This window comes from Escherichia sp. E10V10, assembly GCF_004211985.1.
GTDB lineage: Bacteria > Pseudomonadota > Gammaproteobacteria > Enterobacterales > Enterobacteriaceae > Escherichia.
Genome location: NZ_RHJO01000006.1, coordinates 14,095 through 31,293, shown reverse-complemented (window position 1 = coordinate 31,293; position 17,199 = coordinate 14,095). Strand labels below are relative to the sequence as shown.

25 protein-coding genes are annotated in these 17,199 nt (G+C 56.0%); all 25 read right to left on the bottom strand.

All coding sequences use genetic code 11. From position 1 onward, the window contains the following. Positions 1 to 8: 8 nt before the first annotated feature. The 25 genes from D9736_RS12440 to D9736_RS12320 all read right to left on the bottom strand — a co-directional run bounded on the left by D9736_RS12440 (position 9) and on the right by D9736_RS12320 (position 17,102). On the bottom strand, positions 9 to 1,109 hold the full coding sequence (locus tag D9736_RS12440) for a phage late control D family protein (protein WP_130258428.1): 1,101 nt from the start codon (positions 1,107 to 1,109) through the stop codon (positions 9 to 11). Further along, positions 1,106 to 1,591 carry a phage tail protein gene (locus tag D9736_RS12435; RefSeq protein WP_130258427.1) on the bottom strand — a complete coding sequence of 162 codons (486 nt, stop codon included), beginning with the start codon at positions 1,589 to 1,591 and terminating at the stop codon, positions 1,106 to 1,108. Before D9736_RS12435 ends, D9736_RS12440 begins: the two co-directional genes overlap by 4 nt. Further along, a complete protein-coding gene (locus D9736_RS12430) occupies positions 1,588 to 4,665 on the bottom strand; it encodes a phage tail tape measure protein (protein WP_130258426.1) in 3,078 nt (1,025 codons plus the stop codon). The genes D9736_RS12435 and D9736_RS12430 overlap by 4 nt, the downstream gene beginning before the upstream one ends. After that, entirely contained in the window at positions 4,658 to 4,777 is a 120-nt protein-coding gene (locus D9736_RS12425; protein ID WP_000763312.1) for a GpE family phage tail protein, read from the bottom strand. Before D9736_RS12425 ends, D9736_RS12430 begins: the two co-directional genes overlap by 8 nt. A gap of 14 nt (positions 4,778 to 4,791) precedes the next feature. Then, positions 4,792 to 5,094, bottom strand: coding sequence for a phage tail assembly protein (locus tag D9736_RS12420; protein ID WP_001281016.1), 303 nt, complete (start codon positions 5,092 to 5,094; stop codon positions 4,792 to 4,794). A gap of 54 nt (positions 5,095 to 5,148) precedes the next feature. Next, positions 5,149 to 5,664: a phage major tail tube protein gene (locus D9736_RS12415; protein WP_001207656.1), complete on the bottom strand. Its 516-nt coding sequence runs from the start codon at positions 5,662 to 5,664 to the stop codon at positions 5,149 to 5,151. Positions 5,665 to 5,673: 9 nt separating this feature from the next. Next, a complete protein-coding gene (locus D9736_RS12410) occupies positions 5,674 to 6,846 on the bottom strand; it encodes a phage tail sheath protein (RefSeq protein WP_130258425.1) in 1,173 nt (390 codons plus the stop codon). 134 nt (positions 6,847 to 6,980) lie between these two features. Further along, entirely contained in the window at positions 6,981 to 7,412 is a 432-nt protein-coding gene (locus D9736_RS12405; protein WP_130258424.1) for a tail fiber assembly protein, read from the bottom strand. A gap of 4 nt (positions 7,413 to 7,416) precedes the next feature. Further along, a complete protein-coding gene (locus D9736_RS12400; protein ID WP_240779340.1) occupies positions 7,417 to 8,802 on the bottom strand; it encodes a phage tail protein in 1,386 nt (461 codons plus the stop codon). Further along, a complete protein-coding gene (locus D9736_RS12395) occupies positions 8,799 to 9,404 on the bottom strand; it encodes a phage tail protein I (protein ID WP_130258423.1) in 606 nt (201 codons plus the stop codon). Before D9736_RS12395 ends, D9736_RS12400 begins: the two co-directional genes overlap by 4 nt. After that, the gene (locus D9736_RS12390; RefSeq protein WP_000268285.1) at positions 9,397 to 10,305 is read right to left on the bottom strand and encodes a baseplate assembly protein; all 909 of its coding nucleotides are present in this window, start codon (positions 10,303 to 10,305) and stop codon (positions 9,397 to 9,399) included. Before D9736_RS12390 ends, D9736_RS12395 begins: the two co-directional genes overlap by 8 nt. Further along, positions 10,292 to 10,651, bottom strand: coding sequence for a GPW/gp25 family protein (locus D9736_RS12385; RefSeq protein ID WP_130258422.1), 360 nt, complete (start codon positions 10,649 to 10,651; stop codon positions 10,292 to 10,294). Before D9736_RS12385 ends, D9736_RS12390 begins: the two co-directional genes overlap by 14 nt. After that, complete coding sequence (locus D9736_RS12380) at positions 10,648 to 11,226, bottom strand: phage baseplate assembly protein V (protein ID WP_130258421.1); 579 nt, start codon at positions 11,224 to 11,226, stop codon at positions 10,648 to 10,650. The genes D9736_RS12385 and D9736_RS12380 overlap by 4 nt, the downstream gene beginning before the upstream one ends. A gap of 68 nt (positions 11,227 to 11,294) precedes the next feature. Beyond that, on the bottom strand, positions 11,295 to 11,741 hold the full coding sequence (locus tag D9736_RS12375) for a phage virion morphogenesis protein (protein ID WP_130258420.1): 447 nt from the start codon (positions 11,739 to 11,741) through the stop codon (positions 11,295 to 11,297). Continuing rightward, positions 11,734 to 12,165: a phage tail protein gene (locus D9736_RS12370; RefSeq protein WP_115439612.1), complete on the bottom strand. Its 432-nt coding sequence runs from the start codon at positions 12,163 to 12,165 to the stop codon at positions 11,734 to 11,736. Before D9736_RS12370 ends, D9736_RS12375 begins: the two co-directional genes overlap by 8 nt. Further along, entirely contained in the window at positions 12,131 to 12,376 is a 246-nt protein-coding gene (lysC, locus tag D9736_RS23595) for an Rz1-like lysis system protein LysC (RefSeq protein WP_234626179.1), read from the bottom strand. The genes D9736_RS12370 and lysC overlap by 35 nt, the downstream gene beginning before the upstream one ends. After that, entirely contained in the window at positions 12,261 to 12,689 is a 429-nt protein-coding gene (gene lysB / locus D9736_RS12360) for an Rz-like lysis system protein LysB (protein ID WP_130258419.1), read from the bottom strand. Before lysB ends, lysC begins: the two co-directional genes overlap by 116 nt. After that, the gene (locus tag D9736_RS12355) at positions 12,686 to 13,063 is read right to left on the bottom strand and encodes a DNZ54_00345 family protein (RefSeq protein ID WP_130258418.1); all 378 of its coding nucleotides are present in this window, start codon (positions 13,061 to 13,063) and stop codon (positions 12,686 to 12,688) included. Before D9736_RS12355 ends, lysB begins: the two co-directional genes overlap by 4 nt. A gap of 1 nt (position 13,064) precedes the next feature. After that, positions 13,065 to 13,577, bottom strand: a complete 513-nt coding sequence (locus D9736_RS12350) for a lysozyme (protein WP_001069909.1) — start codon at positions 13,575 to 13,577, stop codon at positions 13,065 to 13,067. After that, positions 13,558 to 13,773, bottom strand: coding sequence for an HP1 family phage holin (locus tag D9736_RS12345; RefSeq protein ID WP_000171568.1), 216 nt, complete (start codon positions 13,771 to 13,773; stop codon positions 13,558 to 13,560). The genes D9736_RS12350 and D9736_RS12345 overlap by 20 nt, the downstream gene beginning before the upstream one ends. Before the next feature lie 3 nt (positions 13,774 to 13,776). Next, positions 13,777 to 13,980: a tail protein X gene (locus tag D9736_RS12340; RefSeq protein WP_097310717.1), complete on the bottom strand. Its 204-nt coding sequence runs from the start codon at positions 13,978 to 13,980 to the stop codon at positions 13,777 to 13,779. Next, complete coding sequence (locus tag D9736_RS12335; RefSeq protein ID WP_000673523.1) at positions 13,980 to 14,444, bottom strand: head completion/stabilization protein; 465 nt, start codon at positions 14,442 to 14,444, stop codon at positions 13,980 to 13,982. The genes D9736_RS12340 and D9736_RS12335 overlap by 1 nt, the downstream gene beginning before the upstream one ends. Positions 14,445 to 14,539: 95 nt before the next feature. Further along, positions 14,540 to 15,190: a terminase endonuclease subunit gene (locus D9736_RS12330; protein WP_130258417.1), complete on the bottom strand. Its 651-nt coding sequence runs from the start codon at positions 15,188 to 15,190 to the stop codon at positions 14,540 to 14,542. 3 nt (positions 15,191 to 15,193) lie between these two features. Next, entirely contained in the window at positions 15,194 to 16,252 is a 1,059-nt protein-coding gene (locus tag D9736_RS12325; protein WP_000742496.1) for a phage major capsid protein, P2 family, read from the bottom strand. A 16-nt stretch (positions 16,253 to 16,268) separates the two neighbouring features. Beyond that, positions 16,269 to 17,102, bottom strand: coding sequence for a GPO family capsid scaffolding protein (locus D9736_RS12320; RefSeq protein ID WP_000216255.1), 834 nt, complete (start codon positions 17,100 to 17,102; stop codon positions 16,269 to 16,271). Positions 17,103 to 17,199 lie beyond the last annotated feature (97 nt).

Genomic DNA, 17,199 nt, shown 5'->3' with positions numbered 1-17,199 from the left:
AGAACCATTTATTCCATTTCAAGATCATCAATTTTCACTTCAAGTTCAATACTGGTCGTAAAACCGTTATCCGGGCTGACGGTATGTGTCAGAGTCGTAATCGTCCATTCCGCATCATCTATCGGCTGTTTAAAGCCACTGACTTTTACAGGCATTTCCGTATAAAGATCTGCCCGTCCTTCTGCCAGTTGCAGCGAGAATGACGCAACACCGCGTTGCAGGCGTTCCCACTGCATTTTTGCCGCTCGTTCGGCGTTGCTCCGGTTGGCATAAGTGCGATTAAGTACCAGCACGTTTTCATCCGTCCCCACCAGGTAATCGCCCTGCTTCGCTTCCGGCTCTTTCTTCTGCTTCTTGGTCCTGCGCTTACGCTTCACTGTAGTGCTTTCTTTCTTCGCAGGTTCGCGGGTATGCAACCAGCTGGCAATGACGCCCGTGTAGGCTCCGCGATCCGCCAGGGTAAAGCGGTGACTGTCGCCGTCCTTACGTGTGATAGTGATCACCGGCAGAGGTTTACCGCTGGCGCTTTTGCCCTGTCCCTGCCGGATGAATAACAGATTGCCATTTTTCACCGACGCAATAGCACCGTACTGGCGCGCCAGCCGCATCAAAAAACTGCCGTCACTCTCATTAGTCTGGTCTATATGCTCCACGGGCTTATCCGACAGGTCTTTACCCAGTGCCATCTTCAGTTTGTGCCGCGCAGCTATTTCCTTCACCACTTCCCCAACGGTGGTCTTGTGCCACGACTTTTCACGGCGGGTATTCAGCGTTTCCCGAAAATCAGCACTTCGCGCCCGGATAGTCAGGCGGTCCGGTGCGCCAGTGTGTTCAATTTCATCCACCGTGAATGCCCCTTTCGGGAAAAGTGGCTGCCCTTTCCAGCCCAGCGCCAGCGTAATGACCGCACCACGACGCGGCAGCACGATTTTTCCGTCGGCATCATCCAGTTCCAGATCAAGCTGGTCCGCTTCAAAGCCCCGGTTATCCGTCAGCGTAAGCCCCATCAGGCGGTTGTCCAGCACAGTGGTGATATCCTTGCCTTCAATACTGATGCTGAATGCCGGAGTTTTGTTGCCTTTGTTAAGCAGTTCAGAGCTGAAATTCACGACAACAGCCCTCCCACCGTTTTACTGATATCGCCTAAAGCAGATGTTGCCGTTTCCTGCAGATTATTCAGTTGCGCACTGAGATCACTGAACATATCGGACAGGGATTCATCCACCCGTTTGAGCGACAGGGTGAACTCAATCCGGCGCGGCATACCGTCGCGGAAAAACTCCGTTTTAGTCTGATTCAGTCCCTCAATCACATACATGCCGTAAATCGTGCCGCTGCCTTCAATCAGGGGCCATGCTTTCCCCTGTTCTGCCATCTGCTCTAGTGCCAGCAACGACAGCCTGCCGCCTGTTATCTCCGGCATAAGAACACCGGAAAGCGTCAGCATGTCGTTGTCCGGTCCCAGAAACTGCGTGGACGGACGACGATTTACCCGACTGTTTGCCGCATGTCGCCAGCTGCGTTGATACTGCAGCTCCTGATACGGTACGGTGCGCAGCATAAACACGTACAATCCCAGCACCATCATCATACGTCGTATCCCCCCTGATCGCTGTAGTTACTCCTGGCTTTTGCCTTCAGCCTGCGTTCACGTTCATCAAGCTGGCGTGCCACCTCCCGCGCAATATCCTGCGCACTTTGTCCTGGCTGCGTCTGGATGATGATCTGCGTCGGTGCCTCAATCCGGTGAACGGGCGGCACAGCAGCTGCGCGACTCACCATCGCTTCACCGCCTTTCGCGGGAAGCGCCAAAGGATGCAACGGTGGAAGCTCTGCTGGCGCGGCAGCAACGCCCATCATTCCGGCGACAACCGCAGCCAGTGCAGCGGTATTTCTCCGGCTGGTCACGTTTGCCGGACCGTTGACAATTTCCGGCCCGTTTTCACCGACAATGCCGAACTGCCCGCGCGGGATATACCCGCCGCTGTCATACATCCCCGCAAAGCCATATCCCCATGACGGAAAACCACCCGATGGCATTATCACTTTACCGTCTGCATTCACCGTCGCAGGTTGCTGACGCGTCACGCTTTCCGGCAGTTTCGCTTTTGCAGCCTCTTTACTGACAATGCCGAGTTTCTCCAGCAACCAGGAAACGCCGGATTTCAGGGAGTCCAGCGGGTGCATGACCATATTCAGCCCTTCCGCCAGTGCCTCCCCGAATCGTCGCCCCATTGCCGCTGCGCTCTGCAGTTCGGCAGAGGTCGACTTAACAGGCGTCAGCAGGTCAGTAAACCAGCCCCACAGCGCCTGCACTTTGTCGCCAATCCACTGGAACACAGGCTTAAGTGGTTCGAATGCGGCACTGATGGGACCAGCCGCTGCTTTGAATCCTTCCACCACGCCACCGAGAAATGCGGTGATGGGTTGCCAGTATTTCCAGACAACCAGCGCCACACCCGCCAGTGCAGTAACCACAAGACCTATCGGACTGAGCAGAGCACCTAACAGACCTGATACGGCATACAGGGCAACGCGCAGCATCGCCAGCGAACCGGATGCCAGCACACGCAACACCGCGCCTGTGGCGGTCAGCCCGCCGCGTAGTGCTGCCAGTGGATTCATAAACATCACGGCAACAGCACGTAAACCGGATAAACCGGACCGCAAGAGTGCAACAGGCGCAGCTGCCACAGTTTTCAGGGCATTCCCTGTCAATGCTGCCGTGCGGCGCAAAGACAACAGCGGCGCAGTAAGCAAACCCGCAGTGCTCCCCGATGAAGCAAGCCCGCGTCGAAGCACTGCCAGTGGAGCGCCAGCCAGCCAGGACAACGCGCTGCTGGTTCGTGTTACTGCATCCGTAACGGAAGGTAACGTTTTGATACCCAGCACAGAGAATCCCAGACGGATCACTGCCAGCGGCCCCAGCACTGCAGCCAGCACCACCGCTAAGGTGCCGAGTCCCACGGTAACGGCAGCCACCACAGCGGCTACTTTCATCAGTGTGCCCGTCAATTCCGGGTTAGCTTCCACCCAGCGACGCAACGCCCCCGTGACGCTTTTCACCGTGTACAGAATATCCATCAGCGGCTGGCGCAGCGTTTCGCCCAGGCTACTGAAGGTGTTCTGCGCTCCGGTTTTGACCAGCAACCACTGAGCAGAAAGTGAGTCCTTGTTGATGTCGGATTCTTTCTGCATGGAGCCGAGCGCATCATTGCCCGCTGTCAGTTTTAACTGACGCTGCAGTTCCGGCAGGTTGTTTGCCAGTTTCGCCGCGTCATCGCCAAACTCTTTACCAAACAACATGGTCATGGCAGACAGACGCTTATCCTGCGGCAGTTCGTTCACCTTCTCCAGCACACGCTGGATAGTTCCCATCGCATCCTTCGTCATCTGCTTTTCAATCACTTCAGGATTGAGTTTCAGCAGATTCATTCCTTCAAAGAAACTCTTACTTTGCATGGTGGCAATGGACAATTCACGCACCATCGCGTTTGCTGCACTGGCTGCAACCTCCGGCGCAGCGCCCAGTGTCAGGAAGGTGGAACCCAGCGCCGCCGCTTTACGATAATCCAGACGGTCAGCCACACCGCCCAGGCGTTGCATGACATCAATGATGTCCGCTCCTTTCGACATGGCGTTATCATCCAGATAGTTCAGCGCATCACCGAGCTGTTCAATATTGCGGGTAGGGATTTTGTAGAGCTGGGCGATTTTCCCCAGACTTTCTGACAGTTCATCCGCTGGCAGTTCAAAGGCTGTTGCCGCCTTTGCCGCCGTGCTGGCGAAGGCCAGCAGGTCACGTTTCTGGTCTTCCCAGCTGTCGTCAGGGTTTGCGACGTTCATGCGCGCCCCACCTTCAACCAGTGCGGCGAAGTCCACCGCACCGTTTTCCATCGGCAACTGTTCGCTGGCAGCCTTGATGGCATCCTGCATTTCATAAAAACGCGCAGTGCGGTTGCCATTATCGTCACGCAAACCATTGACCTGCTTTGCCACACCTTTCATGGCATCTTCCATACTGGTATAGCTTTTTACTGCCGCCATCACTGGCGCGCCCATTGCCAGCCCTGCAGCCGTGGTGGTGGCTCCGGCCCCGGCAATACGATCCCTTACCTCAAGACGACTGGCGTAAGCCCCCCGGGCGGCGTGCATTTTTCGCTGTTGCTCCCCGACACGTCGTAACCTCGATTCCTGCTCAGAAAGCTGCCTGTTATAACGCATCGTTTCACGGGTAATGCGGGCCGTCGCACTGGCGCCATCATTAGCTGAAATACCAGCACGATAAAGTTCTGCACGCACAAGCGCCGTCTGCTGCTGCAGCTTTTTCTGGCGTTCTTCCAGGCGCTGAACAGCCAGCCGTTGACGGCCCAGAGCGACAACCTGACGTTGCGAAGGCGGCCCCATCGCTCCCAGTTCCTGACTGAGCAAATTTGCACGCTGGCGGGCATAGTTCAGCCTGTCGCCTAATTTCTGATTTTCTGCCTGCAGCTTTCGGAAGCTGTCCAGACTGCTCCCGGCCTGATCAAGCTGCTTTATTGCATCGCGGGATTTTTTGACAGCAGCAGCCAGTTCTCTTGAACTGGCCTGCGCAGATCGAAATGGGCGGGTGAGCTTGTCAACCGCATTAAGAATGACCTGCAGACGCAGGTTATTGTCACTCATGGCTGGCCCCACTTCTCTGAATCGCTTTATACCGCCATTCCAGCACTTCGGTCAGCGGCATAACGTCAGTAACGGATGGCGGCCAGTGAAAGATGGTGGCGATATCAGCCACCAGATCGTCAACCGTCAGGCTGTCGGTAAACCGGCAAGCACCGACTTCTTCAACAAAAAAGTGACAACCTCAACCGACATGGCAGTGAGATCTGCCGGGTCCATCTCTGCAATTTCCTGTGCAGTCAGTGCCGGACTGGAGATGCGGGGGATCACGGTCATCATCGCGTTCACATCCATATCCATAATGGCCTGCAGGCGTGTACCGCGCAGCGCTCCGGACTGCGGTTTACGCAGCACAATTTCGGTGATTTCAGTTTTACCACGCATGATGGGGGTATCCAGTTGAATGGTCTTTTCAGTCTGCTTATCGCTCATTTTGCTGTCCTGTAAATTGGGTTCTGGCGCGGTATCCCGCGCCGTTCAGATAGATCAGAGGCCGAGGGCGTTGCGGTGCGCTTCCATCAGGTCCACACCGTCCACAATTTCCACCATGTTGATAAGGTCCACTTCATAAAGCACCTCACCATTGATGGTCAGCTTCGCGTAGCTGTTGGTGCTGGTCACTTTGGTGGTGTTGCTTTCACCCGTCTTCCACTCGCCGGAATCCACTTCTTTGTGGCGCCCACGCACCACAAGCTCCACGGCCTGCACTTCCCCGGTATCATCACGCTGGATAGAGCCGGTAAAGCGCAACTGGATACCATCCACCGTAGCTTTGCCCATCTGCTTAAACAGCAGCAGCTCAGTGCCACCAATGGAAAATTCAGTATCCAGTGCGCCGTCATCCAGCCCCAGATCCACATCCACCGCACCCGGCATTCCGCCGCCGCGATACTTCTCATATTTGCGGGTAAATTTCGGCAGCGTCAGCGACTCAACGATCCCCTGCCAGTTGTTCCCGTCGTTAAACAGGTTCAGGTGTTTTAATTTACGTGGTAAAGCCATGTTGTCCCCTTACGCGCTGACCTGGCTGGAGAAATTCACCAGGTACTGATCGGTGATGCGCTGGCGCAGCATCAGGTTTTCAAGTGGCGGCACTGGCGTGTAGTCGTAGTCGATGGTGAGTTTTCCGGCTTTCAGAGTGTCTTTGTCATTCACCGACTCGTCCAGCCAGCAATCACCACCAATGAGATAGCCCTGACTGACCAGGCTGCGCATTTTGGCGCGGATACCTTCGATAATGTCGCGGGCCAGCGACGGGTTCAGCGGTTTGTCCACCGCCCACATATGCGCTTCTGCCATCGTGTCCATCAGCACCTGCGCCGTGCGGGTGTAGTTTTCGAAGGCAAAGAGCGGATCATCGCTCAGGCAGCGGGAACCCCAGAAGCGGAAACCATCCTTGCGCACAAGCGTGGTGACGTCGTTCTGGTTAAGCAGTCCCGCATCGGTTGCCGGGTCCTGCAGATCCCAGAACACATCAGCAGAAATTCCGGTGACACCGTTCACGCCCACGTTGGACAGGCTTTTGTGCCACCCGGTCTGCTCATCAATTTTGGCGCGCAGACCAAGCGCACGGGCGGTGGCATAAGCCGTTGCTTCGGCATTCAGCACCGTGTCCCAGCTGATAAAATCCGGCCAGATCAGCATCCCTTCACGCTGGCTGAAGTTTTCGCGGTAGGTGATCGCCTCCTGTACCGTCTTGCAGCCATACGCTGACAGGTAAGCAAACCCGCGCAGGCTTTGCGCCACACTCAGCAGCTCAGTCGCAACGGCTTTGTTATCGTGACCCGGCACGCCGAGAATGCGCGGTTTAACGCCGAGCTGTGACTGGGCAGATAACAGGGCTTTCATACCTGTTTTTTTACCCTCGGCGGTCACTGCGCCAATGATATTGGTTGTGGTTTCTTCTTCCGTTTCACCCTGTGGCACACGCACAACAACGGTCACGGGTTTTGCCTGGTCAGCGATGGCATCCAGCGAACGGGCCAGCGTGCCGGACTCACCCGCTTTACCGCTGGCGGTCAGTACATCAGTGATCAGCACGGGTTTATTAAGAGGAAACATTTTTGCATCGGCATCATCGCCCGTGCAGACCATGCCCACGATGGCGGTGCTCACCGTGGTAATGGATCGGGTGCCTTCGTTGACTTCAACAACGCGCACCCCGTGGTGGTAATCCTGAGCCATAAGGCAGTCTCTCCGGTTGTAGAGGGGGTCTGCCTATGTTCTGGTTGATACGCGCAGGGTGCACGCGATGGGGTTTGTATGGAAAATGGCACAACGGCGGGATGACAAAATCCCCGCAGGCGCGGGGGAAGACTTTACTGTGGAGGAGGTTCTGGCCAGTTGATGGCTGGTGCCATACTGACGTCAATGGAATTCAGTGCGTCATGATAATCCAGCCACAAATTATACTCTCTCAACTCTTCGGTGTTCATACGTCCGATGGCAGCTTTACCCGGCCATTGCTTATTGTTCATGTACTCATTGGCATCATCGATACGTCGTTGTTTTTCACGGGTTGCCGAGTCAATGATTTGTTCTGGTGTCGGTTCCGGTGCATCTGCCCATGCAGGCATTCCGTCCATTCCTGCAACCCTGACTTTGCCTGGGTTAATCCTCACAAACTCCAGAAAAACATCGTCTCCAACTTCCACACCACTTTCAGGCCAGGTGCCTGAACGCTCATAGTCTGCCTTCAAAATAAATGGGTAAAAGGCATTTGTTTTACTGTCATACAGATATTTATTCATATATTCAGTGACCTATTAAAATACAGGAACCACCAGAAATACTATCGCTGGCGCGCGACACAATCGTTGAAACAGGCCCTTTTCCAACATTTATTGCAAATGTGGTAATCCGGCCGCTGGATGGTTCATATCCTGCGCCCACAGCAAAACCTAAAATTCCTCCGGGGAAAGGAACAGGCAAGGTAATAACCTGATCGCCATCATGAGGAGGGATATAAACCCATTGAATAATTTTTCCCGGCAGTTTTTGCCAGTAACGTTCCGACTGAAAACTTCGCATATCCGGGATAGAATCAACATCCTCTGTACCTACCTTTCGTTTTGCAGCCTCTTTCACACCCAGATAATCACAAATTTCAGGGGCACCCTTTCCGCTTAATTGGGTCAGCGTATTGTCCAGCGGTTGTTTACCTGACAGCGCATTCAACATCGTCGTGGCAAAGTTCGGGTCATTCCCCAGCGCCGCCGCCAGTTCATTCAGCGTATCCAGTGCCGCAGGTGCAGAACCCACCATTGCCGCAATCGCCGATTTCACAAAAGCCGTGGTGGCAATCTGTGTATTGTTGACCGACTGTGCCGCAGTCGGTGCTGTTGGCGTCCCGGTAAGTGCCGGACTCGACAGCGGCGCTTTCAGTGCCAGCGCATTGTTAATGGTGGTGCTGAATTTCGGGTCATTGTTAATGGCTGCGGCAATTTCTTTCAGCGTGTCCAGCGTGGCAGGCGCACCGTCAATCAGGGTGAGCAGTGCCGCCTGTACAAACGCAGTGGTCGCAACCTGCGTGGTATTATTCCCCGCCGCTGGCGTTGGCGCTTTGGGTGTTCCGGTAAACGTCGGGCTTTCTTTGGGTGCATACTGTGAATGCGGGTCCGGCGCGGCAAGATGTTTTGCCATCTTGTCATCCACGTACACCTTCAGCTCCAGTGCCTTGTCATCCACATACTTGCGGGTTGCCAGCACGACGGCAGGGTCGATTTTCAGGGTGATATTGTCCGTGCTGCTGGTTATCAGCACCATGCGCACGGTCTGGGTGCGTCCGCTGCCTTCAGCCAGTTGCGGCTTGTAGCTTTCCGGGCAGTTGCCTACGGCAATCAATGCCCCTGACTCATCAAACAGGCCCACTTCACGTATCCACCAACCGCCCTCGTTTTCAGGGATCACCTGTTCAGCAATAATCTGGCTGCTGTTCTGCGGGTCGATATAGAGCATATTCAGCGCAGCCCGGCGTTTCTCATTTACCAGTGCAGTCTGCTTTGCGTCCGGCGTCGGCAATGTTCCGCCGCCATCGCCCACCGCCATATGGGTAATTTTAAGCGGCACACCAAGTGCAGTGGCGCTGGCAAGTTTCGCCGCGCCAATATCCGTCAGCAGGGTATAAAATTTTGTGCTCATGGATTCACTCTCATTGTGTCAATAACATGGACCGCTCCGCCTTCATGCGCGGTGCCGCCAGAAATAATTGTTTCGTTGATATACGGATAGATCGTGATTTCTTCGCCAAGATAGCTGACGGCCCCCACCCAATGCGGACCGCTGGTCTGCAGATTGATGGACATGCCGATCATGTGACGGCTACATGGTTTGGCATCGCTTATCAGTCGCTCAAGTTCCAGATAGGTATCTTCAGTGATGCCCTGATCCTGCACGCCGATATCCAGGCGAAACGTGCCTGGTGTTTCTCCGGTCTGCCACCACTCAATAATGCGGATCAGAAAGCCGAACGGCTCCACCACCCGCCGCACGGCACTGGTGGTTCCTTTGTGCTGATGAATATAAAAAGCATCCTTCACCACCTGGCGTTTGACGCTTTCTGTCCAGCTCTCGTCCCAGCGATCCACAGAGAACGCCCAGGCGAGATAAGGCAGGAAACTGACCGGACAGGTAGCCGGATCCCACAAGTCACGTAGCGGCACCTGCAAATCAGAAATCCCGCTGCAGGTTTGTGCCAGTCGGCGCTCCAGTGGTGTTGAACCCGGTGGCAGCAGACTATTCATCCGTTCCTCCGTTGGTTACGCTCCACTGCGTACATGATGCCGCCTGTGTTTTGTTCAGGACCACATCCGCCAGAGGAGAAGCCAGCTCCACACGCTGCACACCCTCAACATGCAGGGCGGCAAAGATGGCGCTACGGCGAATATCCCGACCAAGACGCGTCTGACTGGCGATGTACTTCTGCAGGCTGGCTTTTGCCGCTGCCATTACCGGCTCTGCTTCCGGTCCCGGATAGAGAAAAATGGTGGCTTCCACGCGATACGGGATTATTTCTGCGCTGCGAACCGTAAGACGGTCAGCCACCGGGCGGACGTTCTCACTGTTCAGAGCTTTTTCCACCACATCCAGCAGGTCTTTTTCTGCAGTTCCATCGCCTTCGCGGCTAAGGACAGTCAGCACCACCTCTGCAGGTGCCGGGCTGGTTGCACTGGCATCCGCCACCCGACCGTCGGCGCTTCGGGCATGAAATTCATAAGCTGCAGTTGGCCCCGCAACTGAAAGCCCTTCAAAGGCTGCAGGCACACGCAGGCGTAACGCTTCATCACTTTCCATCACAGCAGCAACGGGCGGCACAGCGTCATTATCAGCAGGCGTCACCGTCAGGCGTTTCACGTTGTAATTGGCAGCGAGCTGGTCCAGATCGCCCCCTATGGCATAAGCCACCATCACTGCCTGCGCGGCTTCGTTAATGCGCTGGCGCAGAAGCAACTCACGGTAAGCGTTCTCCTGCAACAATTTGGTGACGGGTTCAGATTCCAGTTCCAGCGTGCGGATCACGGCTTCCTGCTCATCCTTCGGATGAAGCGCCACAAATTCTGCCTTGCGTTCGGCAAGCAGCGTCTCAAAGTCGGGCACATCCACAATCTGCGGTGCAGGCAACTGCGAAAGGTCAATCACTGCCATTCTCTGCTCCTGTTGATACGGAAAGGGACACAGGCACACCGTTATTCTGCCGCCCGGTCAGCTCCACCACCATAGAACCGTCAAAGTTGCTGTTGATGGTGATGGAATCCAGCGTCAGCCGTGGCTCCCAGCGACTCAGCGCCACATACACTGCCGACATGACCTGCAGGCGCAATGCCGGATTTTGTGGCTGGTCTATCAGTGCCGACAGCAGGGAACCATATTCACGGCGAGCAATGCGGCTACCCTGCGGCGTCAGCAGAATGTCCCGCACCGACTGGCGCAGATGGTCAATATCAGTAATGGCTTTGCCGCTGGTATTGTTCATCCCGCTATAAAGCGTCATACCGGGCCTCCGGTTGTGTCGCCGCCTTTCAGGACGCCAGTATGCTGATGTGCATCAACCACAATCCCGTTAGAACTCATCGCTCCGCCGCCCTGGGTAACGCCACCATTGATCACCACTTCGCTGTTAATGCGCGTGCGGTCAGCCTCCAGTACAAACTCACTGGTTTTCAGGGTGATATTGTCAGCGGTCTCAATGACCATTGATTTGATGCCCCTGACATACCAGCGCCCGGTGGCGGGTTCGTATTCAAACCAGCCACCGTCCGGGTACTCAACCACGTTGCCGTCCTCAGAGTCTGAAGGTGGCGGAAACTGATTTGAGTAGACAGCAGGCAGGGCAAACGCGGTTTCCAGATTGCCACCCAGGCTGAACAGCACAACCTGCTCACCCACAGACGGTTTCCACCAGGTGCGCGATTTGCCCGCGCGCAGTGTCAGCCAGTTAATCCAGTTGGTTTCAAGGTCGCCCGTTTTCACCCGACACAGCCAGTTTTCCCGGTCCACTTCGGTGACTACACCTGTGCGGATCAGATTGGTGATAAGGCGCATGATTTCGGTTAATTGTGCGTTCATAGGGAAAGGTTGCCATCAGGGGAAGAAAGGCGGCAGTGCTGCAACTTGTATCAGTGCTGATACAAAGATCACCCCGCCAGCCATTGCAGAATCATGTCACGGGTCATTACCTCAACATCATCATTTACACCCAGAAGGCGACGCTCTGCGTAACGGACCTCCGGTCCCTTACGACTGACGCGATCGCGCAGGCCGTAGTGATGAACACGGGCAATGCGCTGTACCTTGCCTTCAAACTGTACGCTGGCAGAATCCGCGCTGGCGGCGGTTTTCAGGTATTTTGTGGTGCGCAGCTTTGCAAACATCTGACGTTTGATGCGCCCCTTTTTACTGCGTGCTGTTACCCGTCGCGGTTCATAACTGCTGCCGTCAGGGTTGCGTTGCATCCTGATATTCTGCTGCTGTGTCCGGCGCAGCTCCTGCGCCAGCTGGCGCATCATGTGGCTTCTTGCGGCTGGCTCAAGATTCGCCAGCAAGGCACTCAGCCAGTCGTCCACCTTCTGCAGTTCAGCCACGTTTCACCGTCCACATTTCTTCAGGTTCATCGGGTTCCGCTACCGCTTCAACACTCGACACACTGCCGTCAGTGCTGACCAGCACACGCTCCGTCAGTTGCAGGTTGAGGCTGATATCACAGACATCGTTGCGCAGAATATCCACCTCAAAGGTGAATAGCTTTTCCCGTAACGCCGGGTTATTCATGGCATCGGGCTGGTTATCCCGCAGCCACAGCAAAACCGGGGCCATCAGCAAATTCTGGTCGCCGCTGAAATCCTCAATCACCACGTTCAGGGTGTAGCGGTACTCCCATGACATGGAGCTGGCCCCCGTGGCAACCAGCGAACCGTTATCCACAAACAGATGCAGTTTGTCCGGGTTATTACGGACATAAGGCACTGCTTTATTAAGGGCGTGGCGCAGGGATTGTGGTTTGTTCACTGTTTCGCTCCTGACACGCAATAATCATGTCCACTTTGTCTGCACAGACCGCCCAGGCGGCCTCCGTTTCATCCAGCAACGCGTTCAGATCACCGTTAGTGCGCGGCGCTGCCTGATCCAGCCGACACGGCGTCACTCGCGGACAACCACTGACGGTAAGCTGCACCTCCGGTGAGTGCCGGACGTTCCCGCAGCCGGATAATGTCAGCAGGCAAAGGAGTATCAGCCCAGCGGCGTAAATCCTCGTTCTCACGTTTCAGTTCCTCAATCCGGTGTTGTCGTTGTCTCAGCAGCGCGCTGGTCTGTTCTGCGTCGGCATAGAGCCGCGCCTGCTCCCGGTTATTGGTTTCAGTCAGAATGGACAGGCTGATAAGCTGGCTGTTGCTCTTTGCCAGTGCCTGGCTTTTGCTCTGCAGCTCGTCCGCCTGCTTGCTGATGGTCCGGTTGGCATCAGCCAGCCGCCACGTCTGCCAGCCCAGCGTCGCCAGTAATAACGCCAGCACAACCAGCAGCAACCGGTTCATGCTGCTACCTGTTGCGCCATCTGGTTACGGGTGATCCGGAAGGCAATAACGGTCAGCAGATAAAAGACCAGGGTAATGGCCCACCCCGTCCAGGCGAGACTTACGACAATCAGCAATCGCATCACCCAGCTGATAAATACGTTTTCTTTTCGGGTAATGGTCTTCAGCAAAGATGCCCTCAACTCCTGCCAGAGCGGGCCGTTCTTAATTAACGCAGCCAGTGATACCGGAATTACCGCCCATGTCAGCAGACAGGCTACCCAGACACCGGACGCTGCCAGTACCGGAAAAATCCCCTGCGGATACACCATTGCTGCGATCAACAGCGCCATCCATAACATCAGAAACAGCCCGCTGATTACTTTCTTTTTCATTTCAGTTTGCTCCCTGTAAGCACCAGGCCATCTCCCGCGCACGGCGGTTATCCAGCCCCTGATTAAACACACCTTTTACATACACCCAGCGCGGCAACTGTCGGCACGCATCCGCCCAGCGCCGCTGATTGAGCAATTTCACCAGCGTGGAACTACAGGCATTGCCCGTCCCCACGTTGAAGGCAAACGACACCGTAGCGTCATACACCTTCTGCGGTGGCTGTTGCTTCACACACCTTTCCAGCGCCCGCTCCACACGCAGCACGTTGGAGATCAGCCCTTCTGCTGCCTGTCGCTCCGTAATGGTTTTGCCGGGAATGACGCCCGACGTATTACCAATGCCGTCGGTCCAGACACCCGCGCTGCACTGATACGGCTGCAGACGACAACCTTCGTAATCGGCAATCAGTTTCAGCCCTTCCACGGAGGTGTGAAGCTGCTGAAAACCCGGCAGCGTGGCAGCAATAGCCAGCACGGCCCCGACAAGGCAGCGTTTAACGATTGATGGATTCATAGTCCTCCCGCGAGATCTGCCCGTCGCGCAGAAGCTGGTAGGCTTTGTGTTTGTAGTACCAGTTGATAGCCAGCATCAGCACACCGATCATCAGGCCGCCCAGCGTTGAGGCATCCTTGATGGACAAATCGCCCAGCCAGGCCAGCACGACGGCGATGCAATACGTGATAAAGGCGCTGATTCGCTCAAGCGTCATAATTCAGTCCCATAACTGAACGGTCTGCACGGTGGTGGTAGTCGGAGTGTCCGGCAGCTCCACCTGCAGCCCGTGAGGTAAAAAGGGGCCGTATTCGGCAAGCCCCGGATTTGCCTTCAGTACCTGCTCCGTGACACCCTGCGTGCGCCCGTAATGACGCCAGCAAAGCGCGTCCACCGTGTCATACTGATGCGCACGCACTTTCATCAGATAAGCTCCACTGTACAGTGCGGCGCATCCTGTACCCGGCTGATGGCCCAGCGGGCGTCACGCCACAAATCACCGCTTGCTTCTGCCAGTTCCTCGCCCCGCTTCACACCGGACGCCGTGGCGTCATAGTCCTGATAACGCTCGTTGAGCATGGCGCGTGCCCAGCAGTAAACCGCGTTGAAATAGTGCTGAATGCGCTCACTTTTGCCGTCCAGCTGTTCCGCCGGAACCTCTGCCAGCGAGGCATACCCCAGCATCTGCTGGCGTCTGCGAAACTCATACAGCTCTGCGTTGACCTCCGAAATTGCCGACAGCGCAACCTGTTTTAAACGCGGCTGCGTCACCGTGCCGTCAGTGCGCATGACACTGCGAAACTCCGACAGGTCCACATCAGGCCAGAACGGCGTATTTCTGATGATTTCCGCCTGTTCCGGTGCCTGTTCTGGCGCAACAAACTTCATGCTGCTTTCTCCTGATATAAAGGGCGGTGGACGGGGTTTTGATGTGGCTGTGCCTTTCGCCACCCCGTGCCGCCCGTGCGCGGGGGCACGTTCTGTCAGCAGCTGTCATTGCGCAGTCTGCGCTCCAGCTGCTGTTTGTCTTTTTTCACGCCACAGCGGGGATCGAGCTGTAACGCATGGTTGAGATGATTAAGGGCGGACGCCGGATTGCTTTCACTCAGGACCGCGCCAATCGCTTTATGCAGACGTGCCCGTGACTGGTCCGGCATATCCAGACCGTCTGTCAGCTCCAGCGTCTGCAGCAGCGGATCGGCATCAAAGCCGGTGGCGGCAAGCATTGCGCTCTGCGCCGCGTCTGCCATTTCCTCTGCCAGCACGGTCTGCACGTTGCGGTTACCCAGCGGCATCACCCAGCCATGACGCAGGGCATGACGCCCGATCTCCAGCGCCCCGGCATAATCTCCGGCATCAATGCGCCACAGCATCACGTACATCAGCACGTCATCCTGTTGAGCGCCTCCGGCAGCCAGGACACCCTCTGCCCAGGCGGCGTACTTCGGCAGCAGCTCCACCTTGATTTCCGCTTTTTTGACCGTGGACTGAACACCCTTGAGACGGCGGCGGTCTTCCGCCAGTTGCAGCAGCATCAGGTCATAGCCCGACGCGTGGCGAACGCTGCCGCCCTCGCGGGCGGCCTGTTCAGCCTGAACGCGCAGGCGATGCTGCCGTGCGGGACTCAGGCTCATGGTTTACGCTCCGGCTTCTGCTGCGGCGGCGCTGAAGTCGCCAATCTGGATGTTTTCCACCAGTGCGGCGCAGCGGTAGTCCTCAACCACGTAGGCTTCGTTAACGGATTCAAAATTTTCAATCCGGTCACGTTTCGGGTTGTCGATAACTGAACGGCGGCGGGTGTCTTCCTGCCAGTAGATGGACAGGTTATCCAGACGGGTGATCAGCAGCGCATTCGGCGGGAAGAACGGCGCACGCACGGCCTGCAGGCCACCCATGCGTTTCTGGCTGATGATCATATCTGCAGCCAGTTTTTCACTGTTTTCCTGCTCTTTGTTGACCAGCGGGAAATACTTGTCAGACAGCAGTTCACGACCGCAAATCACCACCAGATCGTCATCGTCCTGGTAGACCACGTCGATAAGCTCATTAACGGCATCCATCACTACGGCGTCCAGGTTGGCATATTCGCCACCTTTGCCGACTTTCACTGCGCCCGGTGTGGTTTCACCGCCCGTGGTGGTGCTGCCCATGACGTGATCCGGTGCATCCTCACGGATTTTCTGCAGCCAGCCTTTGTTCACATCCTGCAGCAGCGGGTTTTCGCTACGGTTGGAGGTTTTCGCACGCTTCACGCCGTTAAAGCCGATCATGATGCGGTCCAGTGCCTGACGTTTTACGATGGCGTCACGGATACGCACCTGGAAATCCTGAAACTTCGCCCACAGATCCAGCTTCGCGTAGGTCAGCACCGTGTCAAAGTTGGTCTGCTCGCATTTGTATTCCACATCGACCATCAGCGTCGGATCGACGGGTTCACGCTCTTTCGCGGAGGTATCAGTGGTTCCGGCAATGGTACTACCAACACCCAGCCCCAGCAGTTGACCGGACTGTTCAGTCACCGGGGTGACATTAATCAGCGTCAGGAAAGCGGCGGACTGCTGGATCTGGTCTTCCAGCGTCTGCTGCACGGACGGCTCCACGGTGAACTTGCTGGACAGTTCTTCAACTGCCACACCGTTCAGACGCGCCAGCTGCTGCAGGTAAGCGTTAAAAGCAAAGCGGGTATTCTTCTTCATCGGGTTTTATGCTCCATCAGCAATTGGTCAGAGTGTCAGCGGGGGCGTTACCGCCTGTTGCACGCTGGCGGTAGTCCTGGCGGCTGTCTTCATGACTCAGCTTATTCACCAGTTCGTTAAAGGCGGTTTGCTGCTCCTGCAGAGCAGTCTCCAGCTCAGACAGGCGTTCTTCCTGCTCAGACAGGGATTTTTCGGTGCGTGCGCTCAGGTTCTGCTGCTCAGTGGCGACCAGCTCCACGGCCTTATGCACATCAGAGAACCGGGCATCGTCGGACTGCTCTTTTTTGGTGAACAGCGCCGTGACACGGGTAAACAGGGACGGCTTGTCCTCCTGGATTTCTTCCAGTTCGATCACCGTTTCCTCTGCAGCGGTAAAGAGATTGGCAGGATTCTGCTTGCGGTTTGCCAGCGGGTTATGGGCTGCACTGGCGCTGAATGTCAGCATTTCCGTACCCAGACTGGCAGGGTCATCAGTGGCAGCCAGGCCGACCAGGTAGGCTTTGCCCGTATCAGCGAACTTCGGGCTGACTTCCATAGAGGTGAATAATTTCTGGCCTTTTTTCACCAGTTCCACCAGGGACTCCGTTGGCTCAACGTCGGCATACAGCGCCATCTTGCCTGCCAGCGGACCTTCCGTGATTTCTTCAGCAAACAGCGCCGTCACCTTGCCGTAGCGGTTAAAGGTGCTGTCCGGCAGATAAGACTTGATGTGCTCAAGGTTAATCAGCGCGGTATACACCGCCGGGTTGTAGCTGGCTGCCATCTGTTCCAGCCATTCACGCTGGATTTCGCGTCCGTCGGTGGTGGCACCTTCCACCCCGATGCGAAAACGCTTTGCTTTCACTGTCATGAGCCGTGCTCCGTTAGAAAAAACTTACTGGAGCCTTATGGTTGCGGTGATGGGGGCAGTGAAACAATGCGCGGTATTTGTACCGACAACCACACAA

What these genes read in the sequence shown, in the direction of transcription:
- D9736_RS12355 (WP_130258418.1), bottom strand. Translation starts at nt 13,063, where the DNA reads ATGAAAAAGAAAGTAATCAGCGGGCTGTTTCTGATGTTATGGATGGCG.
- D9736_RS12345 (WP_000171568.1), bottom strand. Translation starts at nt 13,773, where the DNA reads ATGACGCTTGAGCGAATCAGCGCCTTTATCACGTATTGCATCGCCGTC.
- D9736_RS12395 (WP_130258423.1), bottom strand. Translation starts at nt 9,404, where the DNA reads ATGAATAGTCTGCTGCCACCGGGTTCAACACCACTGGAGCGCCGACTG.
- D9736_RS12335 (WP_000673523.1), bottom strand. Translation starts at nt 14,444, where the DNA reads ATGAAGTTTGTTGCGCCAGAACAGGCACCGGAACAGGCGGAAATCATC.
- D9736_RS12350 (WP_001069909.1), bottom strand. Translation starts at nt 13,577, where the DNA reads ATGAATCCATCAATCGTTAAACGCTGCCTTGTCGGGGCCGTGCTGGCT.
- D9736_RS12435 (WP_130258427.1), bottom strand. Translation starts at nt 1,591, where the DNA reads ATGATGATGGTGCTGGGATTGTACGTGTTTATGCTGCGCACCGTACCG.
- D9736_RS12430 (WP_130258426.1), bottom strand. Translation starts at nt 4,665, where the DNA reads ATGAGTGACAATAACCTGCGTCTGCAGGTCATTCTTAATGCGGTTGAC.
- D9736_RS12415 (WP_001207656.1), bottom strand. Translation starts at nt 5,664, where the DNA reads ATGGCTTTACCACGTAAATTAAAACACCTGAACCTGTTTAACGACGGG.
- D9736_RS12410 (WP_130258425.1), bottom strand. Translation starts at nt 6,846, where the DNA reads ATGGCTCAGGATTACCACCACGGGGTGCGCGTTGTTGAAGTCAACGAA.
- D9736_RS12330 (WP_130258417.1), bottom strand. Translation starts at nt 15,190, where the DNA reads ATGAGCCTGAGTCCCGCACGGCAGCATCGCCTGCGCGTTCAGGCTGAA.
- D9736_RS12400 (WP_240779340.1), bottom strand. Translation starts at nt 8,802, where the DNA reads ATGAGCACAAAATTTTATACCCTGCTGACGGATATTGGCGCGGCGAAA.
- D9736_RS12320 (WP_000216255.1), bottom strand. Translation starts at nt 17,102, where the DNA reads ATGACAGTGAAAGCAAAGCGTTTTCGCATCGGGGTGGAAGGTGCCACC.
- D9736_RS12340 (WP_097310717.1), bottom strand. Translation starts at nt 13,980, where the DNA reads ATGAAAGTGCGTGCGCATCAGTATGACACGGTGGACGCGCTTTGCTGG.
- D9736_RS12325 (WP_000742496.1), bottom strand. Translation starts at nt 16,252, where the DNA reads ATGAAGAAGAATACCCGCTTTGCTTTTAACGCTTACCTGCAGCAGCTG.
- D9736_RS12385 (WP_130258422.1), bottom strand. Translation starts at nt 10,651, where the DNA reads ATGACGCTTTATAGCGGGATGAACAATACCAGCGGCAAAGCCATTACT.
- D9736_RS12420 (WP_001281016.1), bottom strand. Translation starts at nt 5,094, where the DNA reads ATGAGCGATAAGCAGACTGAAAAGACCATTCAACTGGATACCCCCATC.
- D9736_RS12405 (WP_130258424.1), bottom strand. Translation starts at nt 7,412, where the DNA reads ATGAATAAATATCTGTATGACAGTAAAACAAATGCCTTTTACCCATTT.
- D9736_RS12380 (WP_130258421.1), bottom strand. Translation starts at nt 11,226, where the DNA reads ATGAACGCACAATTAACCGAAATCATGCGCCTTATCACCAATCTGATC.
- D9736_RS12390 (WP_000268285.1), bottom strand. Translation starts at nt 10,305, where the DNA reads ATGGCAGTGATTGACCTTTCGCAGTTGCCTGCACCGCAGATTGTGGAT.
- lysB (WP_130258419.1), bottom strand. Translation starts at nt 12,689, where the DNA reads ATGAACCGGTTGCTGCTGGTTGTGCTGGCGTTATTACTGGCGACGCTG.